Source organism: Pseudomonadales bacterium (genome assembly GCA_024234435.1).
Taxonomy (GTDB): domain Bacteria; phylum Pseudomonadota; class Gammaproteobacteria; order Pseudomonadales; family Porticoccaceae; genus JACKOF01.
Genome location: JACKOF010000001.1, coordinates 131,448 through 153,120, shown reverse-complemented (window position 1 = coordinate 153,120; position 21,673 = coordinate 131,448). Strand labels below are relative to the sequence as shown.

The following is a 21,673-nucleotide window of genomic DNA, read 5'->3' as shown; positions in this document are numbered from 1 at the left end:
TCAACCCGATGAAGCAGATTCTGACACTCTGGATGGCACGCAACCGGGAATACTATCGGGACAAGGGCTCTCTGTTCTGGTCCTTTGTAGCAACCCCCCTCATGGTGGTTGTACTGGCACTGGCGTTTTCCACAGACAAGCAGGCCATCCTGAAAGTCGGCGTCATAGAAGGGAAGCCTTCCGCCCATGAAGCACTTTTTAAAGATGACGCAGCCATTGAAACAATTGTCTACACACACGTCGAAAAAGCGATCACTCGTGTCCAGCATCATCAACTGGATATCCTGATTGCCCTGAACGGCAGTAACAGCTACTGGATCAATCCCGAATCCAGCAAGGGTTTGTTGCTGGAGAAATACCTGCTCAGTCAGTTTCCTGATACCCAGTGGCAACGGGAAGCTGTGAGCGGTCGTAAAATACGCTATGTCGACTGGGTCATCCCCGGCATCCTGGCCATGAATATGATGTTCAGCGGCTTGTGGGGCATTGGCTACGTGATTGTTCGCTACCGGAAAAACGGGGTTCTGAAACGGCTGCATGCAACCCCCACCAAAGCCTGGCAATTTTTGCTGTCGCAGGCGCTGTCCAGAATGGTCATCATGGTGACCGTCACAACGCTGGTGTATATCGGCTGCAATCTGTTTATCGACTTTGTCATGATCGGCAGCTATGGCCTGCTGATACTGATCATGATACTCGGCAACCTGTCGATCATCGGCTTTTCGCTGATGATGGCTGCGCGCACAGCCAGCGAGGAACTGGCAAACGGTTTACTGAACCTGATCAGCTTTCCCATGCTGTTGCTCTCGGAATTGTGGTTCTCGCTGGATAGCGCCCCGGAATGGCTGGCGACCCTGTCTCAATGGCTGCCCCTGACTCACATTGTCAGAGCCGCCCGGTCAGTTATGCTGGAAGGCGCAGGGTTTACGGAAATAGCACCCAACCTGGCAGCACTGTCCGCCATGATGCTGGCATCACTCATTATTGCGGCCACGTTGTTTCGCTGGCATAAGCAGTAGGCTCAGGTGTCGCTTGACGGTGCTTACTCTTGCCATTCCTGTATGCTGGTGCTTATCAGAGAAAGGCGAAGCTCAGAGAGCGGCGAAACCGCTAATCCTGCACCATGGACCGGGCGCTTTTAACAAATTTTTCAGCTTTTTCTTCCGATGGGGAATCATCGGTTATCTCCAATGGTTCAGGAATGACAATCCCCCGCTGGCAAGCAGGTCGATCAGCCATCGCCTGGTGCCAACGCTGTAAATACTCCAGCCCATCAACACTTACCCCGGACCACTGATAAGTGCGTGTCCAGCACCAGTTGGCAATATCTGCAATGGAAAAGTCATCCGCCAGCCACTCACTTTTTGCCAACTGGCTGTTTAACACTTCAAACAGACGGCGGGTTTCATGTTGATAGCGGTCAATCACAGGCTGAATCTTGTCCGGCCAGTATCGATAAAAAACATTCGCCTGCCCCATCATGGGCCCAACACCGCCCATCTGAAACATTAACCACTGCATTACCTGAAACCGCTGCCGGGTGTCGGTGGGCAAAAGGCGTCCGGTTTTTTCTGCCAGATAAATCAGAATGGCACCGGATTCAAAAATCGTTAGATCATCATTGGCGCGATCAACAATAGCCGGGATACGACCATTGGGGTTAATCGCCAGATACCAATTCTGCTTTTGCTCAAGTGCTGTCAGGTCAATACGCTGGACACGATAGGGCAACCCCAATTCCTCCAGCGCCACAGACACTTTCCAGCCATTGGGGGTGGAAGCCGTATACAGGTCAATTTCCGCTTCAGACATCACTGCCTCCCGACATGTCCATCATACACGCGCAAAAATTGCGAAGACTCATCAAAGCTAAACCTTAGCAAAAAACAGCTGACGATAATCAGACAAAAATAACCACCAGCGCCAGTAAAATAACCATCAGCATCAGTGAACGGGTATACAGCGCTTTCACCGATTCAACATCGGCGATCTGTTCTGTCGGCGAATCGCTCTGACCAAAATTCATAGCGCCTTCAAGATAACCACCCAGAACCACTGCCGTGCTGTCGACACTGTTGGTTAAACTAACCTGCCACTGGCGAAAACAATCCGAGAAATTTCCCACGACCGAAAGCGTCAGCCCCATCAAGCGGGTTGGCAGCCATTCCAGCAACCAGAGCCAGCGCGTAATCACCGCCTTTTCATGTTTGCCATCCAGCTCCAGATCCCCATGCAGCTGTGTGAGTCGATACAAGACAGCCGCCGGAGCGCCCAGCAGAAAATACCAGAACACCACTGCAAAATAGTGTTCAAAATACCGATAGGAAATCGCCTGTAACACCTCACGGTGCAGCTCACCCTGATTGCGAGCTCGACCCTCATGGTGGCTCAGGTTGAACACCGCTGCCTGATGAAAAGCCGCCTGAAAATCACCTCGCGACAGCGCCTCGGTATAGACATAAGCCTTTGATGTCACATCCTCCCGGCCAAAAGCATACAACAGCAACAAGACGTTCAGTACCAATACAGGAAGACCAAACAACAGGCCTTTTGCAAACCAGAGCACGACCATTAAAACACCTACTGGCACCAGCAGCGAAACCGTCAGATAAGTCTTCGGCCGCTTGCCCGAATCTGTACTTTTCCTCAAGTACGTTAACCAGCTGACATACCAGCCATCCCGTTGAATACCCGGCACCGCGCCACTGAAATAGATAATCAACAAACTGATAACAACCACCAGGAATGCCATATGCTGTCTCCTATTTCACTGTTCTATCGTTTCTATGGTTGTCCACCAGTGCACCTCTGAAACGCGGCCAATCAAAGGATGGTCCGGGATCCGTTTTTCGGCCGGGCGCAATATCGCTGTGCCCCACAATTCTTTCTTCCCTGATAGCCGGACATAGAATCATCAGCTGCCGGGCAAGTTTGGCAAGGGCGCCGTATTGCTCGCTGGTATAAGGTTCGTCATCAGTGCCTTCCAACTCAATACCAACAGAAAAGTCGTTGCAGTTTTCCCTGCCCTGAAAACAGGACTGCCCGGCATGCCAGGCACGGTTTTCAAGCGATACAAACTGCGTAACCTGACCACAGCGGTCAATCAAAAAATGAGACGATACCTGCAAATCGGCTATTTCAGTAAAGTAAGGGTGTGCATGACAATCCAGCTGATTGGTAAAAAAATCACTGATGTGTGCATTGCCATATTCGCCGGGCGGCAAGCTGATATTATGAATCACCAGCAGAGAGATTTCTGCATCCGCAGGGCGGCTGTTAAAGTTGGGTGACGGAATCCGGTTAACACCTCTCAGCCACTCACAACCCGACAATTCACCATTCGGCAAGTTGTCAGCTGAAGACTTAACAGAATCTGTGTTCAAAATCATACCCGCACTACCGTTATAGCGAGAGCATAACCAAATCACATGGTTAACGATAGCGCCTATCGGGTTATGAAAAGCGGGTAAAGCTAAAAAATCAGCCGAATAAAAACAGTAAAGCCGCTGTTAGTGACATAAGTAACTTACTTGAATGACAGCCCAAAGTCGGAAAAAGGCTCACTGAAAGCACCTAAATCAAACATGACCATGATTTCAGGCAGTCTGGCGCTGATGTCGTATCCCCTGAATAACATTCTGCAAAGCTCTATCAAACACCTGCCCGTTATCCAGCACTGTCAGCTTTTTATCCTTGATATTTTTGGCAATTTCATAACGGGAAATTTCAGCAATTTTGGCGCCCTGCCGATTCACAAAAATGTATTTCCCCGGAGGCGAAATAATACCCGCCACCTTGCACCGGTGAGAAGTGGATTGCTGATCAACGAAATCAACCCAGGCGCCCCGGCCCAGTGCATCAGCCAGACTCAAATAATCATCATCCATTTTCTCTGCCTGTGATTCCGTATCAGTTGAATCACCGGGCAGATCTGCGCTCAACTTATCCACCTGTACAAGCTCAAGGTGGGGCGCGGTAGAACCGGCATCCGCCGGAGAATCCGCAGCTGAAGGTTTGGCTTCAGATTCAGTCCGGCTTTCAGCGACTGTCGCTTTTGTATCAATCGTTTGTTTGTCTTCGACGACTTTACCGGACTTGTAAAGTAGCTGTTCAAGCCCGCCAATCAAACGCCCCAGTTTATAGGGATCATAGGCAATATCCTGCAATCGCTGCCGGGCCGTTTCAATAACCGGTTTTGACTTGCTCGCAGGAATACCTTCGTTAAGTGTTAAATACAGTAAATGGTCAATCACCCTGACCGCTGTTTTCCACTGATTGGAATCCCGGCCATATTTCAGGTGCGCCATAAACAGCACCCGGCACCAGGCTTCCTGCGCGAAAGCCACCAGCACCCTTGGCAACCGTCGACCTTTCATGCGATTACTGAGCAGTGCCTTCACCTGACGATGGGCATAATTCACCTTCTCGCTGGCTGCAACTTCATCGACAATACGCTGCTCCATCATGAGAACACGTCGCCGCTCTTTCTCTACCAGGGCAATAAAATCCAGCAGCAGTTCAGTTAAAGCGCTGTTATCAACCGACTCGGATTTGCCAAGTTGTTCTATAACGCTGGCAACACCCTTACCCAACGCATCGGACTGAATATCCTTTTCATCACTGTAACCGATGGCAACATCCGCAATCTCATTTAGCAGCTGTCTGGCCGGGTGCTCCTGTTGATCAAAAAAACTGCCATCCCTCAGGGCAATTCGTAAAATCGGCATTTCAAGCTTTTGCAATTGCCGGTTAAAACCGCCTCCAGCCAGGCTTTGCTGCTGGCGAATCTGATCAAACATTTGATCAAGCACTTGCACCACTTTATGGTCACGGCTGCGCAAACCCTGCCCCTGAGCCTGAAGACGAGACTGAATCAACCCCAGCATGGATTGATCCGAATCCGCATCCTCAGCTCTGCTCTCCTGCAAGCTGGAAACCAGCGCCACAAGATCATCCATCGCCATCGTGGGGCGGCTCCCACCCATATTTCCCGGAGCAGTATCGCCACCCGACTGGTGGATAACCTCCTGCAACTGATCAATCAGCTGGCTGGCCTCGCTCACCTCGTTACCGGTATGCACAGCAGCATTCGGCTTCGATAATGGCGAATGCGAAGCTGCATTCAAACGCGCGGAAGTGGCCCTCAAACGATTCGCCTTTCTCGCCATATCACGGGCACGCTGCCGCTTTTCCAGATCAGGCAACACGCCAATTTCACGCAAGCGGTCATTGGCCACATTCAGCCAGTCATTCATTTCTTCAATCAAATAACGGTCTATCAGCTTGAAAAAAACCAGCTTGGAGCGAACGGGCAGTTCCAGCTCACTCAAGGAATCTCTCAGTGCATGGCAGATAACTTCCGGACCAAGGGGGTTATTGTGAGCAGTGACCGTAGCCGACGCCATAAAATCGAAACGCGCCACCAGGCTCTTCAAGACATCCTTGCAACGGCCTGACAGCTTCGACACCATCGCTTCGGTGGCAATGGTTTCTTCCAGCGCTTCGTTATCCAGCACCTCCAGCTCATCAGCATCGTCAACGTCGGCCCGCTCCACATGGCCCTGATAATTCTCATCAGCCAGGCTGTTGAAGGCATATTCAATGGCATTCAGAAAACGCTGCTCAATACCTTTCCGGCCCAGTCGAATCAAGCGCATGGCATCAAAATAGGTTGCCTGCTCAGTGTTATTTTCTGCCCGGTCGGCAAGGTCAAAAAAGGTGTCGTCCACACGTTCAAAACAGCTTGCCAGCTTTTCGCTGAAAAACTGTCTGGACTGCCCTCGCAACTGCTGCAACGGAAGCGGCAACTTGTGAGCATTGCTGGATTGTGATGCCGAATCAATCAACTTCAAGTGACTTTCTGCCATACGATTGACCACCTAAGATAAACCAAAAGATGTACCAAAACATAAATCAAAATACTTCATAGCGAAATTATTGACCAGACATATGACAATCGATAGCCGGAGAAAGCAGCCTGCTTCTCAAAACAGATTATTTTTATTCGCCAGATTCTGAAATCATGACCTTTATCACACTCTGACCGTTATCAAGCTGCCATTTCTCAACAATTGCAACTTCGCACCACAAGCCCCCACCTACTATTGCCCGCAATGGCAGAAACGGGAAAACGCCCGCCGTTGCGAACACACGTAAAGCCCTCAGGAAACAAGCCCCTTCACCCTCACCAGCGGATTGTTATAATAGCGGCCCACTCAAGGACCCGCTGTATGACTCACAATTCAGTAGCCATTTCGCCAACACTGTCACCTGCATTACTGGCAGATATCAAGATTGCCGTGCAGCGTGCACTCGAAGAAGATATTGGCACCGGTGATATTACCGCCGAGCTGATTCCCGGAGACGCAATAGCACAAGCACAAGTCATTACCAGAGAACATGCCATTGTCTGCGGCCAGCCCTGGGTGGATGAGGTTTTTCGCCAGCTGGATCCAAAAGTGAATGTAAGCTGGCAGGTCAGTGATGGCGATACCATTGAGCCCAACCAGGTACTTTTTACGCTTTCCGGCTCCGCACGAAGCCTGCTTACCGGTGAGCGAACTGCATTGAATTTTTTGCAAACGCTATCTGGAACGGCAACAACAGCCAGCCAATATGCAAAACTGGTTGGCGGCACTGATATTAAAATTCTGGACACCCGAAAAACTTTGCCCGGCCTGCGACTGGCGCAGAAATATGCCGTCAAAACCGGGGGCTGCCATAACCACCGTATCGGCCTTTATGATGCATTCCTGATTAAAGAGAATCACATTGCCGCCTGCGGCGGAATTGCCGCAGCCGTCACCAAAGCCCGACAAATTGCACCTGGAAAACCCGTAGAAGTCGAAGTGGAAAATCTCGAAGAACTGCAACAGGCGCTGAACGCCGGCGCCGATATTGTTATGCTCGATAACTTCAGCAAAACAGATTTACACCAGGCCATCGAAATTAATGAGAAGCACCCAGAGGGAAAAGCCAAACTGGAAGTTTCCGGCAATCTGGACGCCAACAATATCTGTGAAAAATCTTTGAGTGGAATTGATTACCTTTCTTCCGGTAGTTTAACTAAAAACTGTCAGTCGATTGATTTTTCGATGCGGTTTGTTGAATTCGACTAATCACCTTTTGGTAAGGTTCAAGTCAAGCCTAACCGATGACACACTATCACAGACTGTATGTAACCGACCATTATTGTAGTAACGAACATAATCCGCTATATATTGCTTTATATGATCTCTTGTTGGCTGAACCACGTTTAAAATCCAATCGTGCTTCAGGTTACCAAAGAAATGTTCGACAACCACATTATTCCCAGCACATGCCAACATCATTCATTGACGCTCGAACACCATACTGTTTTAGCAGCTTCCTGTGGGGTTTACTCGTGTACCGCGAGCCTCGATCACTGTGAAACACTAAACCGTGCTTGAACTGGCGCAGGTAACGCTTTCATCCTCGCCTTGCTGACACTAATCTATGTCATGCGATTTTCAGTATACCAGCTGACGATACGTCGTGAGCGCTAGTCCATGATGATCGCCTACATCCAATCTTCATCCAGACACAAGTAAATAATGTCGCCATTTGCCCCTCATTAATATGTCCGATGGTATTAAGCCAGAACACACCCGATGAACTTAGCCTTTAGAAACAACAAACCCCAGTAAAAATACCGGGGTTTGTCAGTGATCTGGGCTCCGATAATCGGAGCCTTTTCAAACTATCAATGAGTATTTCACAAAAATGGTAGCATTAGAGTGTCATTCTACCAAATATTAACGACACTCCGATGGAGCATATTTTGCTGGCAAGGTACCATTCGCAGCAACCACTAATCCTCGAGTTGTAGCTGTCGCATTTGTCACAGAGGCACACGCCCAATCGACAGCACCATTCGCTCCACCAAGCAGAGCGCCATTAACATTCGGCGTAAACACCAGCGTAGTACCTGCTGCGTCAGCGGGAAGACCAGTAGTGCCTCCGGCACCCAGAGTAATTGTAATAGAGCCGTCGGCGTTACTAATCACGACGTTAGCAATAAACTTACTTTGTTTTTCCGCTATAGGTCGCAAATTATACTCGTTGGCACCAGCGGTCACGCCAGGCAACCCGTCAGTCACAAATGCCTCCGACACCAACACTTTGGGTGCGGTCGCAGCGACAATAGCCTCACTAATTTTGGAACGTACCGTATAATCTTGATACGCTGGCAACGCTACCGCGGCCAAAATACCGATAATCGCAATTACGATCATCAGTTCGATCAGGGTAAAACCTTTTTGCATTTGTTGTTTCATTGTCTCTCTCCGTTGAGTTTTAAATGACAGGCTGGTTACAGCAAGCTGCGTGCCAAGTACAGATTTTCCGTAAATAACGGCTAGAACCGATATTCCTGACGGGTGCAACTGACAATATTTGTCACTTTAAAACCATCCGTTGCCTCTCAACAGCGAAAACCGGTTGACAACAACTAAGGGGTGTAGTCACTGGCACAACCTTGTATTAAGATGGCTTACAGCAATTGAATTAAAAAAACCAGCAACCGCGTTTCAACAAAGCAACGATAATTATGAATGCGCCAATGACGGAACTGAAAGGGCTACCCAAACGGCTGGTCACTGACGGCCTGCTCGACGAAGCCAATGCCCAGGAACTGCTCCAGCATTGTCAGAAAGAGAAACTGGGCTTTGTACAGCACCTGGTAGCCAGCAATACTTTACCCGCCCATCTGATAGCCAATATCGCAGCCAACGAGTTTGCCACACCGTTATACGATATCTCGGCCCACAATATTGACAGCTGCCCTGCCGATGCCATTAATAAAAAGCTGATCAACAAACATCAGGTACTGCCACTGTTTAAAAGAGGGGGCCGCCTGTTTGTTGCTGTCAGTGACCCAACCCAGCAACATGCGTTAACCGAGATTCGCTTCCAATCTGGCGCCTCCATTGAGGCAGTGCTGGTAGAGCAGGACAAACTGGTTACCGCCATTGACAGGTTTCTGAACAGCCAGGAAGAAGACCTGGGCGATGCGCTGGGCACTATGGACGATATGCACCTGGATGATCTGGACATTCAGGCGGTTGACGATGATGCGCTGGATAATACCGGCGAAACCTCGGATGCCGATGATGCACCTATTGTGCGCTTTATCAACAAACTGTTGCTGGATGCGATTAAGAAAGGCTCTTCAGATATTCACTTTGAACCTTACGAAACCACCTATCGCGTGCGATTCCGAACCGATGGCATTCTGGAAGAGGTTACCAAACCGCCCATAAACCTGGCGCCTCGGCTTGCGGCCCGTTTGAAAGTCATGTCGCAACTGGATATTTCCGAGCGCCGGGTGCCGCAGGATGGTCGTATCAAGTTGCGTATTTCGAAAAAACGCGCCATTGATTTTCGGGTCAACACATTACCGACCCAATATGGAGAAAAAGTCGTACTGCGGATTCTCGACCCCACCAGTGCCCAGATGGGTATTGAAGCCCTTGGCTATGAGCCTGACCAGAAGCAGGCCTACTTGAAAACCCTTGAAGAACCTCAGGGCATGATTCTGGTAACCGGGCCTACCGGCAGCGGTAAAACCGTTTCACTCTATACTGGCCTGAATATTCTCAACACCACAGAGCGGAATATTTCCACAGCGGAAGACCCGGTAGAAATTAACCTGGAAGGTATAAACCAGGTACAGATCAACCCGAGAGTGGGGCTGACCTTTCCCGATGCCTTGCGGGCGTTCCTGCGTCAGGACCCCGACGTGATTATGGTGGGTGAGATCCGCGACCTGGAAACCGCCGAAATTGCCATTAAAGCTGCGCAAACCGGGCATATGGTACTTTCCACCCTGCACACCAACAGCGCCCCGGAAACACTGACCCGGTTGCAGAACATGGGCGTACCGCCGTTTAATATTGCCACCAGTGTCAGCCTCATTATCGCCCAGCGGCTGGCACGCCGGCTCTGTTCACACTGCAAAAGACCGGCAGACGATATACCGGACAAGGTATTAACAGACGAAGGTTTCGACAGCATTGCCGTACCGAGAGAAGATATTACCCTGTTCCACCCGGAAGGCTGCGCCAAATGTGCAAAAGGCTATAAGGGCCGGGTAGGTATTTATGAAGTGCTGAAAATGTCGCCTGCGGTGTCGCGCGTGATTATGGAAGGTGGAAATTCACTGAAAATCAGCGACGTAGCGAAACAAGAAGGCTTCAGAACTTTGCGCCAGTCCGCACTTCTGAAAGCCGCTGAGGGTATAATCAGCCTGGAAGAGGTTAATCGCGTCACCAAAGACTAGCGTCAAGGATTAACACCAAGGAATAAAATATGGCAAACGCAACAGCCCAGACTTTTGTTTACAAGGGAAAAAGCAAAACCGGCAAACCGGCCCAGGGAGAAATTCAGGGCACCAGCCTGGCTATTGTCAAGGCGCAGCTTCGCCGCCAGGGTATCACCGCCACCAGCGTAAAGAAAAAATCCAAGCCCCTGTTTGGCGGCAGCAAACCGATTAATTCTGCGGATATCTGCACCTTTACGCGCCAAATGGCAACCATGATGAAAGCCGGTGTTCCGCTGGTGCAAAGTTTTGATATTGTTGCCGAAGGCGCTGATAAGGAAACACTACGGGACTTGATCAACGCCATTCGCGATGATGTTGCCTCCGGACTCAGTTTTGGCGGCTCGTTGCGTAAACACCCGAAATATTTCGACAGCCTGTTCTGTAGCCTGGTAGAAGCCGGCGAACAATCCGGTGCACTGGAAACCATGCTGGACCGCATTGCCACCTATAAGGAAAAAACCGAATCGCTGAAAGCCAAAATCAAGAAAGCCCTTACCTACCCCGCTGCCGTTGTTGCCGTGGCGATTATTGTTACCGGTATTCTGCTGGTGAAGGTGGTGCCCACCTTTGCCGAAACCTTCAGTAACTTTGGTGCCGACCTGCCAGCCTTTACCCTGTTTGTACTGGGTATATCCGAAACGGCCCAGGAATGGTGGCTGGTCTGGGTAATTTGCCTGATTGTCGGTTTTTTTGCAGTCAAATCGGCTTATCAAAAGTCACCCAAATTCGTGGCAACGGTGGATAAACTGTCTTTAAAACTGCCAATTGTCGGCGAGATTCTCTACAACGCCATTGCCGCGCGTTTTGCCCGCACACTCTCCACCACCTTTGCCGCCGGTGTACCGCTGGTTGACGCGCTGAATTCTGTGGCCGGCGCTGCGGGCAATGTGGTGTATCTCGAAGCCATTCACAAGGTGCGCGATGATGTTACCACCGGTATTCAGCTTAATCAGGCTATGAAAGCGACTCAAAAATTTCCGGTCATGCTGCTGCAAATGGCATCAATTGGTGAAGAATCCGGTGCACTGGATGAAATGCTGGAAAAAGCCGCCGATCACTATGAAGAAGCCGTTGATAATTCAGTGGACAACCTCACCACTTTGTTAGAGCCAATGATTATGGCTGTGCTGGGTGTGCTGGTGGGCGGTTTGCTGATTGCCATGTACCTGCCTATTTTCCAGCTTGGCAGCGTGGTATAAAAGAGCAAATTTAAAGGGCACAATCCCGTTTAAGGTTATTACATGATAGAAGCTTCAGGGCTGCCCGTTACCGTGCTTTATGCCATCGTCTTCATTTTTGGCCTGCTGGTTGGCAGCTTTTTAAATGTGGTGATCTACAGGATTCCATTACAGCTGGAAACATCGTGGCGCAGGGATTCTCTGGATTTTCTTGGCATGGAGCCTGACAGCCACCCCGCCGAAGCACCCAATATCGTGGTACCGGCATCCCGCTGCCCAAAGTGCGGCACAGCACTTAAACCCTGGCACAATATTCCGGTACTCAGTTATTTATTCCTGAAAGGCAAATGTGCCAGCTGTGCCAGCCCGATTTCACTGCAATACCCTGTTGTCGAAATTACCTGCGCACTGTTAACCACCCTTGTAATCGCCAATGACGGTTTAACCGGAAAAGCAGCCATGATTCTGCTATTCAGCTGGACACTGATCGCCCTGACCGGGATAGATTTCAACAAACAGCTGTTGCCGGACAACATTACCCTGCCTCTGTTGTGGCTGGGTCTGATCGCCAATCTGAATGGTACCTTTGTGCCGTTAAATGACGCAGTGATTGGCGCAGCTGCAGGTTATCTGGTGCTATGGAGCGTATTCTGGCTGTTCAAGCTCATTACTGGCAAGGAGGGTATGGGGCACGGCGACTTCAAACTGCTGGCGGCACTTGGCGCCTGGCTGGGCTGGCAGCAGCTGCCACTGATTATTCTGCTCTCATCAATTGTGGGTGCCGTTGTGGGAATAACCGCCATTATCGCTTTCGGGCGAGACAAACAGATACCCATACCCTTCGGGCCATACCTGGCCACCGCAGGCTGGATTGCTCTGATGTGGGGTGACCTCATAACAGAAAGCTATCTGAACCTGCTTGGTTAGGGAACAGCGCCAGCATGCTTGTGATCGGCCTCACCGGAGGCATTGGCAGCGGTAAAAGCGCAGCGGCAAATCTTTTCCGGCAAAGAGGTATTACTGTCGTTGATGCCGACATCGCCGCTCGGCAGGCAGTAGAAAAAGGCTCTCCGGCACTGCAATCTATTGCCCGACACTTCGGCCCCGATTCGCTGTTAGCAGATGGCACCCTCAACCGGCAGCGCCTGCGCGAGATAATCTTTGATAATCCTGAACAGAAACAGTGGCTGGAAAACCTGCTACACCCGCTGATTCGGCAGTTCATTGCAGATCAGCTGGGACAGTCCGTCAGCCCTTATTCGATACTGGAATCACCTCTGTTACTGGAAACAGACCAACACCGTTTAACTGCGCGAGTGCTGGTAGTTGATGTTCCCGAAGCGCTGCAAATTGAGCGGGCCAGTGAACGGGATCAGAATACCCGCAAACAGATAGAAGCCATTATCGCCAGTCAGATGCCTCGTGAGCGCCGCTGTGAGCTGGCGGATGACATTGTAGACAACAGCGGTGACCTGAAAATGCTGGAGGAGCAAATTGACAAGCTGCACAGGCAATATCTGACCCTGGCAAAAAAAGACCGTGATATTTAGCCGGAACGCTCTGCCAGTGATCGCTTTTTCTGAATAAAATAACCTTGCAACCTTTTGAATGTACCCAATTCTCGCGAGCATGTAATGACCAACCCTGACAGCCCTCCTGAACTCAACTGCCCCACTTGCCAGAAAACGATCCGCTGGAGTGAAGATTACCCCTGCCGACCATTTTGCTCAAAACGTTGTCAGCAAATCGATTTTGGAGACTGGGCTTCGGGGCAACACAACATTCCGGGAGATGAACTGCCTTTACATGGAGACGAAGAGTTTCAGGACGACAGCTTTCACCATTAGCTCCCCGGATCGCGCACGCCAAACTGATGAGCAGTCTGCAGTCGTTCAGGTGCCGGAGACGCGTGGCTGAATCAGCAGCTCAACAACCGACTGATTGGCTTTCGGAAACGGGTAATCCGTCAGGCTATCCAACGTCACCCAGCGTATCAGCTGACCTTCACTGCCTTCAGGCTCACCGGAAAACGCCGTAACTTTCCAGAAGTCGAGCAATACTCGTTTATCCGGGTAATCGTGGCTGACCTGGATGAATGGCACACTACTCTCAACCCGAATTGAGAGCTCTTCATATAGCTCCCGATGCAACGCTTGCTCAACGGACTCTCCGGCATCCACTTTGCCTCCGGGAAACTCCCAAAGCCCACCCTGATGCAGGTGGTCTGGTCGTCTGGATATCAGAATGCGACTATCGCCGCCAACAATCACCGCCGCCGCAACATGCACACGTTCAGGAGTGTCATCTTGAGAATCAATATTTTCAGGTCCGGTATTCAGCATTAATTGTCACGTAGTCGTGGGAAAAATCCGTAGTCCAGACCGTTTCACAAACCTGGCCACGATTTAACAAAACACGAATGGTGATTTCATCCCGGTTCATCACCGCCTGCCCCTGCTGTTCCGTATAGCTTGCGGCGCGACCACCCTGATCCGCAATCAGCACATCATCGAGGTAAAGCTGCACAGCATTGACATCGAGATCGGCAACTCCGGCACGCCCGACCGCTGCCAGAATTCGCCCCCAGTTCGGGTCAGAAGCAAACAGTGCCGTTTTGACAAGTGGCGACTCGGCAATCGTGTAGGCAACCGCTAGGCACTCGTCAACACTGACACCGCCATCTACCACAACCGAAACAAACTTGCTGGCGCCTTCACCGTCTTTAATAATCTGTTGTGCCAGATCGATAAATAGCGATTGCAGTGCTTCCCGATAAAGTTGCTGTTCGCTGCCACCAAGTTCGGCAAAATCAACGCCCGAGCAGCCGGTCGCCACCAATACGGCCGAATCATTGGTTGAGGTGTCGCCATCCACCGTAATCCGGTTGAAAGAAACATCAACCAGTTCGGTAATCCACTGCTGCAACAATTCCTGCGATATATGCAGATCGGTAGCGACATATGCCAGCATGGTCGCCATATTCGGCTTGATCATACCCGAACCTTTACTGACGCCAGTTATCGTGACTGTTTTACCCGCCAGCACCAATTGGGAGCTGGCCCCTTTGGGGCGGGTATCGGTCGTTAAAATCGCGGTAGCGGCGGCATCCCAGCCCCTTTCAGTAAGATTCTGAATAGCTGAAGGAAGCGCTGTAATGATTTTCTCAACCGGCAGCGGCTCGCCGATAACCCCGGTAGAAAATGGCAATACCGCTGAACGGTCAACAGCTTGCAGGTCAGCTAATGCCTGACAAACCTGAAGCGCATTTTTATGCCCTTGTTCACCGGTGCCGGCGTTGGCATTACCCGTGTTGGTGACCAGATAACGCAACGAAGAACAGCACGTGTTCTCGGCAAGATTTGTTTTTGCAATTTGCACGGGTGCCGCGCAAAACGCGTTTTTGGTAAAAGCCGCCGCTATAGACGCGCCTGCCGTAATTTCCATCACCACAAGATCCTTGCGGCCCGCTTTTTTAATTCCGGCACTGGCAACGCCTAATCTGAAGCCCGCAACCGGATGCATGAGCGGAAATGTGTTTTCACCTACAGCCATTTTTCTATTCACTATCGTAATTGCGCCTCAGTTATGAGGAATAACTGTGCGCCTAAACAAAATCAACCTTAAAAAGAACGCCACCTGAAACCCTATTTGCACTAGCGAGGAAACCCGGTTTATGGCCGTTATCAAACACATGACTAGAGCAACCAATATTCTATTCAATGTACGGCAGCGAATTTTTGAGAGCCAAGTTAAACCGTTAAAGAACTTCTGATTAACCCCTATCCACAGTCATTGCGAGCAAAACGATACCATCCAATGGCCGAGAGATAAGATATTTTTAGATTGCCACGTCACTTCGTGACTCGCAATGATTAATCAATCAGCGGTTCCTTAAATTAATGAGAATCACAAAAACCTGCCAACACAGCAATGAAGGAAACAGACCAGTTCTTCTAGCCGAGACGGCCATGGCACTGCTTATACTTCTTACCACTCCCGCAAGGACAGGGATCATTCCTGCCCACTTTCTGGCCCTCCCGCACAAAGGGCTGCGCAGTGCCGACTCCGGCATCGGGGCTTTCAGAGGGTATCGAAGACATCTCTTCGTGTTGCATTTGCAGCTGCTGGCGCTCTCGAGCCTCCCGCTGAAGCCGCTCCATTTGCTCCACTTCTTCATGCTGCCGAATTTCCACCCGCGCAAGGAAGCGCACAGTATCATGCTTTATATTGCCCAGCATTTGCTGGAACAGCTCGAAAGATTCCCGCTTGTATTCCTGTCTGGGATTCTTCTGCGCGTACGCCCGCAAACCGATACCCTGACGCAGATAATCCATATTGGCCAGGTGCTCTTTCCATAACGTGTCGAGCACCTGCAGCATCACCTGACGCTCGACAATACGCATATCCTCCTGACCGATCCGGGCACATTTCTCTTCGTAACTCTTGCTTGCAGCCTCCCGGATTCGTTGCCGCAAACCGTCTTCATTGAGACGGGATTCATCATCCAGCCACTTCTGTACCGGTAACTGCAAACCAAACTCGCCCTGCAGATAGTTTTCCAGCCCGGCAATATCCCACATTTCTGCCAGACTCTGCGGTGGCACAAACTGGCTGATGGCATCGTCAACAACATCGTCTCGAATATTGTCGATAATATCGGCAATATCTTCGGCTTCTAACAGATCATTGCGCTGTTGGTAAACCACCTGCCGCTGATCATTGGCGACGTCATCAAATTCAAGTAACTGCTTGCGAATATCAAAGTTCCGGCCTTCAACCTTGCGCTGGGCTTTTTCAATGGCGTTGGTCACCATGCGATGTTCTATGGCTTCACCTTGCTCCATACCCAGTGCGCGCATCATGCCCTTGACCCGGTCAGAAGCAAACAGGCGCATCAGCTGATCTTCAAGAGACAGATAAAACCGTGAAACGCCGGGGTCTCCCTGCCGCCCCGCTCGTCCGCGCAACTGGTTGTCAATGCGGCGGGACTCGTGACGCTCAGTACCCAGAATATGCAGCCCCCCAGCTTCGATCACCTTGTCGTGCCGTTGCTGCCAGTCCGCCTTGATCAGGTCAATTTTTGCCTGACTGGGGTTGTTCTCTTCGGCTATTTCTGCCTCCCAGCTACCACCGAGCACAATATCGGTACCGCGCCCGGCCATATTGGTGGCGATGGTCACAGCACCCGGGCGCCCCGCTTGTGCAATGATATGCGCCTCCCGCTCATGCTGCTTGGCGTTGAGCACTTCATGAGGAATTTTTGCCGCTTTCAAAAGGCGGGACATTTCCTCTGAAGTTTCAATGGATGCCGTGCCTACCAGCACCGGCGCACCTTTTTCAATACAGCTTCTTACATCTTCCACAACAGCGCTGTATTTCTCTTCCCTGGACATGTAAATCAGGTCATTCAGATCCTGACGGGCAATGGGTACATTGGTTGGAATGACAACCACGGGCAATCCGTAAATCTGATGGAACTCGTAGGCTTCGGTATCTGCGGTGCCGGTCATACCTGACAGTTTTTCATAAATCCGGAAATAGTTCTGAAAGGTGGTCGATGCCAGTGTCTGGCTCTCGCTCTGAATCATCACACCTTCTTTTGCCTCAATCGCCTGATGCAGCCCTTCAGACAAGCGACGACCGGGCATGGTGCGACCCGTATGCTCATCAATCAGAACCACCTGCCCTTCCTGAACAATGTATTCAACATCCCGGTGAAACAGGTGGTGCGCTTTCAACGCTGATTGCACATGATGCAACAAACCCAGGTTGGTGGCCTGATAGAGACTGTCTCCCTCAGCCAACAAACCTTCTTTCAACAACAGGGATTCCAGTTTCGTGTGCCCATCTTCGGTTAGTTCAACCTGGCGCATTTTTTCATCAATGCTGAAGTCACCGGGCTGCTCATCACTGTCCAGTTTTAGTAACGGGATCATTTTATTGATGTGTTTATAAAGGGCAGAACTGTCCTGGGCGGCACCGGAAATAATCAGCGGTGTTCTTGCCTCGTCAATCAGAATGGAGTCCACCTCATCGACAATGGCAAAAGACAGGCGGCGTTGTACCTTGTCTTCCAGTCGCAGCGCCATATTGTCACGTAGGTAGTCAAACCCGAATTCGTTGTTGGTACCGAAGGTAATATCGGCATCGTAAGCCGTACGTTTTTCGTCTGTCACCTGTCCCGAGGTAATCACGCCCACCGTCAGACCAAGGAATTCATAAACCGGCTTCATCCACTCGGCATCACGTCGGGCGAGATAATCGTTGACTGTCACAATATGAACACCACCATTCAGGGCATTCAGGTAGGCAGGCAGGGTAGCGACCAGTGTTTTACCTTCACCGGTGCGCATTTCGGCAATTTTGCCATCATGCAGCACCATGCCACCGATCATCTGAACATCAAAGTGGCGCAGCCCCAAGGTTCGTCTGGCCGCTTCGCGAACAGTTGCGAATGCTTCCGGCAGCAACTGATCAAGCGTTTCACCGCCCTCAAACCGGGTTCTGAATTCATGGGTTTTTGCTTTGATTTCAGCATCTGTTAACGCTGCGAGGCTTTCTTCATAACCATTAATACGTTTCACGACCTTGCGCATGCGTTTTACTTCGCGGTCGTTTTTACTTCCAAATACTTTGCGTAACACTTTGCCGGCCATATCGGTTCCAAAAAATTCTACATTCAAACCACAATTCAGGTGCGGTATTACACGGGTAATACACCTGATTCAAAGACGGTGCAGACTATATCAATCTGCACGGAGAATGGTAGCTTTAGAGAACGGTTCTTCGGATATAGCTGGCAGGGTCGACAGCGCGACCGTGTTTGTAGACTTCAAAGTGAACATGTGGGCCGGTCGAACGACCGGTAGAACCCATCGTGGCAATCACCTGGCCTTTTTTGACCACATCGCCAACATTGACCCGGTTTTGCTTGTTATGCCCATAGCGGGTGACATGACCTTCGCCGTGATCAAGCTCAATCATGTTGCCGTAACCGTGACGCTCGCCGGACCAGGTAACAACGCCAGCAGCAACGGCGACAACATCAGCACCTTCAACACCAGCAAAATCAACACCGTTATGCCAGGCTTTACGACCATTAAACGGGTCCGTACGGTGGCCGTAACCGGACGACATCCAGCCTTTGTTGATCGGGCGACCGGTTAAAGCGCTGGCTTTTTGCAGATTGCGCTCACTGAGCATTGACTCCAGAATGCCGAGTTGCTGCTCACGACTATCAAGCTGTAATTGTGCTTGCTGAAAGAGTTGATCTATGTCTGCAACTGGTTGCAGTTCAGCGACTTCGCCCTCAGGACCACCAACCGCTGCCAGACGACTGAAATCAAACTCACCATCATTTAAACGGGCAAGATCTGTGAGCCGTTCACCGAGAGCATCCAGACGAACCAGGCGGGATTGCATTTCCGCCAGCTTCAGGGTCAACGCCTTGATTTTTTGCTGCGCCTGCTGCTCGGACTCTCCAAGCGTGGCTTTTTGTCTGGCAAGATCCCGCTTCATCACTGCCAGGGAATCTTCCAGGAAAAAATTTAACTTCCCACCACCCACTTGCATACCCAGATACAAACCGCCAGCGGCAGGCATGCCCAGCAGACAGACAGACAGCAACACTTTCGCCCAGAGGCCAAGCGTCAACGAATGGGTGCGATCTTCACGATTGCTGATAAGAATAACTTTCATCAATCACCGGTGCTGTTCTGTTCCAAATTATGATGCTGCAAATCCGTTGTGCTGCAACAGTGCGGCAGCCATACTAACACAGCCTTAAATTATCGTAAATTTCTGTTTTTCGACGAAATTTGGAGGAATTATACCGCAACAACCGGTTTCACATATGAGATGGGTGCCTCATCTTCATTATTCTCGAAGGTCACCATTTCCCAGGCATCCTTGTCAGAAATCAGCGCCAGAAGAGAGGCATTATTGAGGGCATGCCCTGATTTATAGGCGTCAAACTCACCTATCAGGCTGTTCCCCAGCAGATAGAGGTCACCAATGGCATCCAGAATCTTGTGTTTGACGAATTCATCCTCATAACGCAATCCGTCCTCATTGAGAACCCTGTATTCGTCAACAACAATGGCATTATCCTGACTACCACCACGGGCCAGCCCTTTTGAGCGCAGGTACTCAATTTCGTGCATAAAGCCAAAAGTACGGGCACGGCTGACTTCCTTGACAAACGACGTACTGGAAAAATCCAGCGATGTTTTCGCGGTTCGGTTATGAAATACCGGATGATCGAAATCAATGGTAAAGGTGACTTTAAACCCGTCAAAAGGTTTAAAGCAGGCCACTTTGTCGCCATCCTTGACCACCACCGGCCGCTTGATACGGATAAAGCGTTTGGGCGCTTCCTGCTCCTTGATCCCTGCAGACTGGATCAGGAACACAAACGGTCCGGCGCTGCCATCCATAATCGGCACTTCAGCAGCAGAAACATCAATCACAGCATTATCAACACCCAGTCCTGCCATAGCCGACAGCAGGTGCTCAACCGTGGATACGCGCACGTCACCATTCATGAGGGTGGTAGAAAGCGTCGTATCGCCAACATTTTCGGCGCGAGCCTTGATCTCGACAACCGGATCAAGGTCAGTCCGCCGAAAACTGATGCCGTGGTTAGCAGGAGCGGGGTGAAGGGTCAGGTAGATCTTTTCGCCCGTATGCAGCCCCACGCCTGTGGCGCGAATAGTATTTTTTAAGGTGCGTTGTTTAAGCATGTTGCAGTTTCACGCCCCTCTGGCCAAGCGATAAGACAACGGTTACAAGACAATAAAGCGAGCACGATAATGCTCTTCAAGAATCGGGCTATATTAGCAGAATAGAAGCACTACATCCATACACTCGGAAATGATACGGAGTCCACAGAAACCGGCTCAGAGGGGTATCTTGCCGGTTTCTGTGGGCGTCCGAAAGGATCAGTCTGCCTGTCTTCTCAGAAAAGCGGGGATATCGAGGTAATCCATATCCGGCTCTGTCCTCATTTCCAGCTTGCGGGCAGCGGCAGACTGCTGACCAGCAACCGATCCGCGGCGTCCTACCGTCGGTTTATCCAGTTCACCATAGTCCACTTCGCCATCCGCTTTAATCAACATCGGCTGCGCCTCAGCCAGCGTATTATCAATCACTTTCTTTGGCGCTGCGCGTTCGACCCCGGAACAGAGTCCTGTTGCGACAACTGTCACCCGCAGATCACTACCCATGGCAGGGTCAATAACCGTGCCCACCACAACCGTTGCATTATCAGATGCAAACTCTTCCACCGTGTCACCCACGTCGGTGAATTCACCCAGAGACAGATCCGGCCCGGCGGTGATGTTAACCAAAATACCTCGCGCGCCCTGCAGGTCTATATCCTCCAGCAGTGGACTGTGAATCGCCAGCTCTGCCGCCTCACGTGCACGATCTTCGCCGGAAGACTGACCGGTTCCCATCATGGCCTGCCCCATTTCAGACATCACCGTTCTCACATCGGCAAAGTCAACGTTGATAATGCCGGGATGAATAATCAGGTCAGCAATACCCTGTACCGCACCCAGCAATACATCGTTAGCGGCCTTGAATGCCTCCAGCAGACTGGTCGTTTTACCCAGCACCATCAGCAACTTCTCATTGGGTACAGTGATCAGCGAATCGACGCGATCCCGCAACTCTTTAAGCCCATCCTCGGCAATAGCGATTCGCTTGCGACCCTCAAAGACAAAGGGCCGCGTGACTACCGCCACAGTCAGAATGCCCATTTCCTTGGCAACATCGGCAACAACAGGCGCTGCCCCAGTGCCTGTGCCGCCACCCATCCCCGCCGTAATGAATACCATGTCGGCACCCTGCAGGACATCCGCAATACGATCGCGATCTTCCATTGCTGACATGCGCCCCACATCAGGATTTGCACCTGCACCCAGGCCCTTGGTAATACCATTACCCAGCTGCAATACCGTGGCACCCTTGACATCTTTCAATGCCTGCGCATCGGTATTGGCGCAAATAAACTCTACACCTTCCACCTGACTGTCGATCATGTGACGAACTGCGTTGCCGCCACCTCCACCGACACCGATGACCTTGATTTCCGCGCTATCCGGAATGCTATCTATGATTTCAAACATAACGATGACCCCTCGTTGTTGGT

At 50.8% G+C, this 21,673-nt stretch carries 19 protein-coding genes; 7 read left to right on the top strand and 12 right to left on the bottom strand.

Features of this window, described 5'->3' with window-relative positions:
* Positions 1-8 precede the first annotated feature (8 nt).
* The gene (locus H7A02_00745; protein ID MCP5170782.1) at positions 9-1,019 is read left to right on the top strand and encodes an ABC transporter permease; all 1,011 of its coding nucleotides are present in this window, start codon (positions 9-11) and stop codon (positions 1,017-1,019) included.
* Positions 1,020-1,110: 91 nt separating this feature from the next.
* Here the strand turns inward: H7A02_00745 and H7A02_00740 are convergent, their stop codons facing one another.
* The 4 genes from H7A02_00740 to H7A02_00725 form a co-directional block, all read right to left on the bottom strand.
* The gene (locus tag H7A02_00740) at positions 1,111-1,812 is read right to left on the bottom strand and encodes a glutathione S-transferase N-terminal domain-containing protein (GenBank protein ID MCP5170781.1); all 702 of its coding nucleotides are present in this window, start codon (positions 1,810-1,812) and stop codon (positions 1,111-1,113) included.
* A gap of 88 nt (positions 1,813-1,900) precedes the next feature.
* Positions 1,901-2,752: a regulatory signaling modulator protein AmpE gene (gene ampE, locus H7A02_00735; protein ID MCP5170780.1), complete on the bottom strand. Its 852-nt coding sequence runs from the start codon at positions 2,750-2,752 to the stop codon at positions 1,901-1,903.
* A 10-nt stretch (positions 2,753-2,762) separates the two neighbouring features.
* A complete protein-coding gene (gene ampD / locus H7A02_00730) occupies positions 2,763-3,389 on the bottom strand; it encodes a 1,6-anhydro-N-acetylmuramyl-L-alanine amidase AmpD (protein MCP5170779.1) in 627 nt (208 codons plus the stop codon).
* A 207-nt stretch (positions 3,390-3,596) separates the two neighbouring features.
* Positions 3,597-5,867: a DUF1631 domain-containing protein gene (locus H7A02_00725; protein MCP5170778.1), complete on the bottom strand. Its 2,271-nt coding sequence runs from the start codon at positions 5,865-5,867 to the stop codon at positions 3,597-3,599.
* 363 nt (positions 5,868-6,230) lie between these two features.
* On the opposite strand from H7A02_00725, the gene H7A02_00720 reads away from it, so the two are divergent.
* Positions 6,231-7,118, top strand: a complete 888-nt coding sequence (locus H7A02_00720; protein MCP5170777.1) for a carboxylating nicotinate-nucleotide diphosphorylase — start codon at positions 6,231-6,233, stop codon at positions 7,116-7,118.
* Here the strand turns inward: H7A02_00720 and H7A02_00715 are convergent, their stop codons facing one another.
* Both H7A02_00715 and H7A02_00710 read right to left on the bottom strand, forming a co-directional pair.
* The gene (locus H7A02_00715; protein ID MCP5170776.1) at positions 7,119-7,304 is read right to left on the bottom strand and encodes an IS3 family transposase; all 186 of its coding nucleotides are present in this window, start codon (positions 7,302-7,304) and stop codon (positions 7,119-7,121) included. It abuts the gene before it with no gap.
* A gap of 471 nt (positions 7,305-7,775) precedes the next feature.
* On the bottom strand, positions 7,776-8,297 hold the full coding sequence (locus H7A02_00710; protein ID MCP5170775.1) for a pilin: 522 nt from the start codon (positions 8,295-8,297) through the stop codon (positions 7,776-7,778).
* A gap of 272 nt (positions 8,298-8,569) precedes the next feature.
* Here H7A02_00710 and pilB point away from each other — a divergent pair, with 272 nt between their 5' ends.
* From pilB to H7A02_00685, 5 genes are all read left to right on the top strand, one after another.
* Entirely contained in the window at positions 8,570-10,300 is a 1,731-nt protein-coding gene (gene pilB, locus H7A02_00705; GenBank protein ID MCP5170774.1) for a type IV-A pilus assembly ATPase PilB, read from the top strand.
* Between the two features lie 29 nt (positions 10,301-10,329).
* Positions 10,330-11,541: a type II secretion system F family protein gene (locus H7A02_00700; GenBank protein MCP5170773.1), complete on the top strand. Its 1,212-nt coding sequence runs from the start codon at positions 10,330-10,332 to the stop codon at positions 11,539-11,541.
* A gap of 42 nt (positions 11,542-11,583) precedes the next feature.
* The gene (locus H7A02_00695; GenBank protein ID MCP5170772.1) at positions 11,584-12,447 is read left to right on the top strand and encodes a prepilin peptidase; all 864 of its coding nucleotides are present in this window, start codon (positions 11,584-11,586) and stop codon (positions 12,445-12,447) included.
* 14 nt (positions 12,448-12,461) lie between these two features.
* Positions 12,462-13,070, top strand: a complete 609-nt coding sequence (locus H7A02_00690) for a dephospho-CoA kinase (protein MCP5170771.1) — start codon at positions 12,462-12,464, stop codon at positions 13,068-13,070.
* An 84-nt stretch (positions 13,071-13,154) separates the two neighbouring features.
* A complete protein-coding gene (locus H7A02_00685; GenBank protein ID MCP5170770.1) occupies positions 13,155-13,367 on the top strand; it encodes a DNA gyrase inhibitor YacG in 213 nt (70 codons plus the stop codon).
* A gap of 45 nt (positions 13,368-13,412) precedes the next feature.
* Here H7A02_00685 and mutT read toward each other — a convergent pair whose 3' ends face one another.
* The 6 genes from mutT to ftsZ form a co-directional block, all read right to left on the bottom strand.
* Entirely contained in the window at positions 13,413-13,862 is a 450-nt protein-coding gene (gene mutT, locus H7A02_00680; GenBank protein MCP5170769.1) for an 8-oxo-dGTP diphosphatase MutT, read from the bottom strand.
* Positions 13,843-15,072, bottom strand: coding sequence for a bifunctional glutamate N-acetyltransferase/amino-acid acetyltransferase ArgJ (gene argJ / locus H7A02_00675; protein ID MCP5170768.1), 1,230 nt, complete (start codon positions 15,070-15,072; stop codon positions 13,843-13,845). The genes mutT and argJ overlap by 20 nt, the downstream gene beginning before the upstream one ends.
* A 401-nt stretch (positions 15,073-15,473) precedes the next feature.
* Positions 15,474-18,176 (bottom strand): preprotein translocase subunit SecA, encoded by a 2,703-nt coding sequence (gene secA / locus H7A02_00670; protein ID MCP5170767.1) that lies wholly within the window; start codon positions 18,174-18,176, stop codon positions 15,474-15,476.
* Positions 18,177-18,291: 115 nt separating this feature from the next.
* Positions 18,292-19,218 carry a M23 family metallopeptidase gene (locus tag H7A02_00665; protein ID MCP5170766.1) on the bottom strand — a complete coding sequence of 309 codons (927 nt, stop codon included), beginning with the start codon at positions 19,216-19,218 and terminating at the stop codon, positions 18,292-18,294.
* A 128-nt stretch (positions 19,219-19,346) separates the two neighbouring features.
* Complete coding sequence (locus H7A02_00660; GenBank protein ID MCP5170765.1) at positions 19,347-20,261, bottom strand: UDP-3-O-acyl-N-acetylglucosamine deacetylase; 915 nt, start codon at positions 20,259-20,261, stop codon at positions 19,347-19,349.
* Positions 20,262-20,459: 198 nt separating this feature from the next.
* On the bottom strand, positions 20,460-21,650 hold the full coding sequence (gene ftsZ, locus H7A02_00655; GenBank protein MCP5170764.1) for a cell division protein FtsZ: 1,191 nt from the start codon (positions 21,648-21,650) through the stop codon (positions 20,460-20,462).
* Positions 21,651-21,673 lie beyond the last annotated feature (23 nt).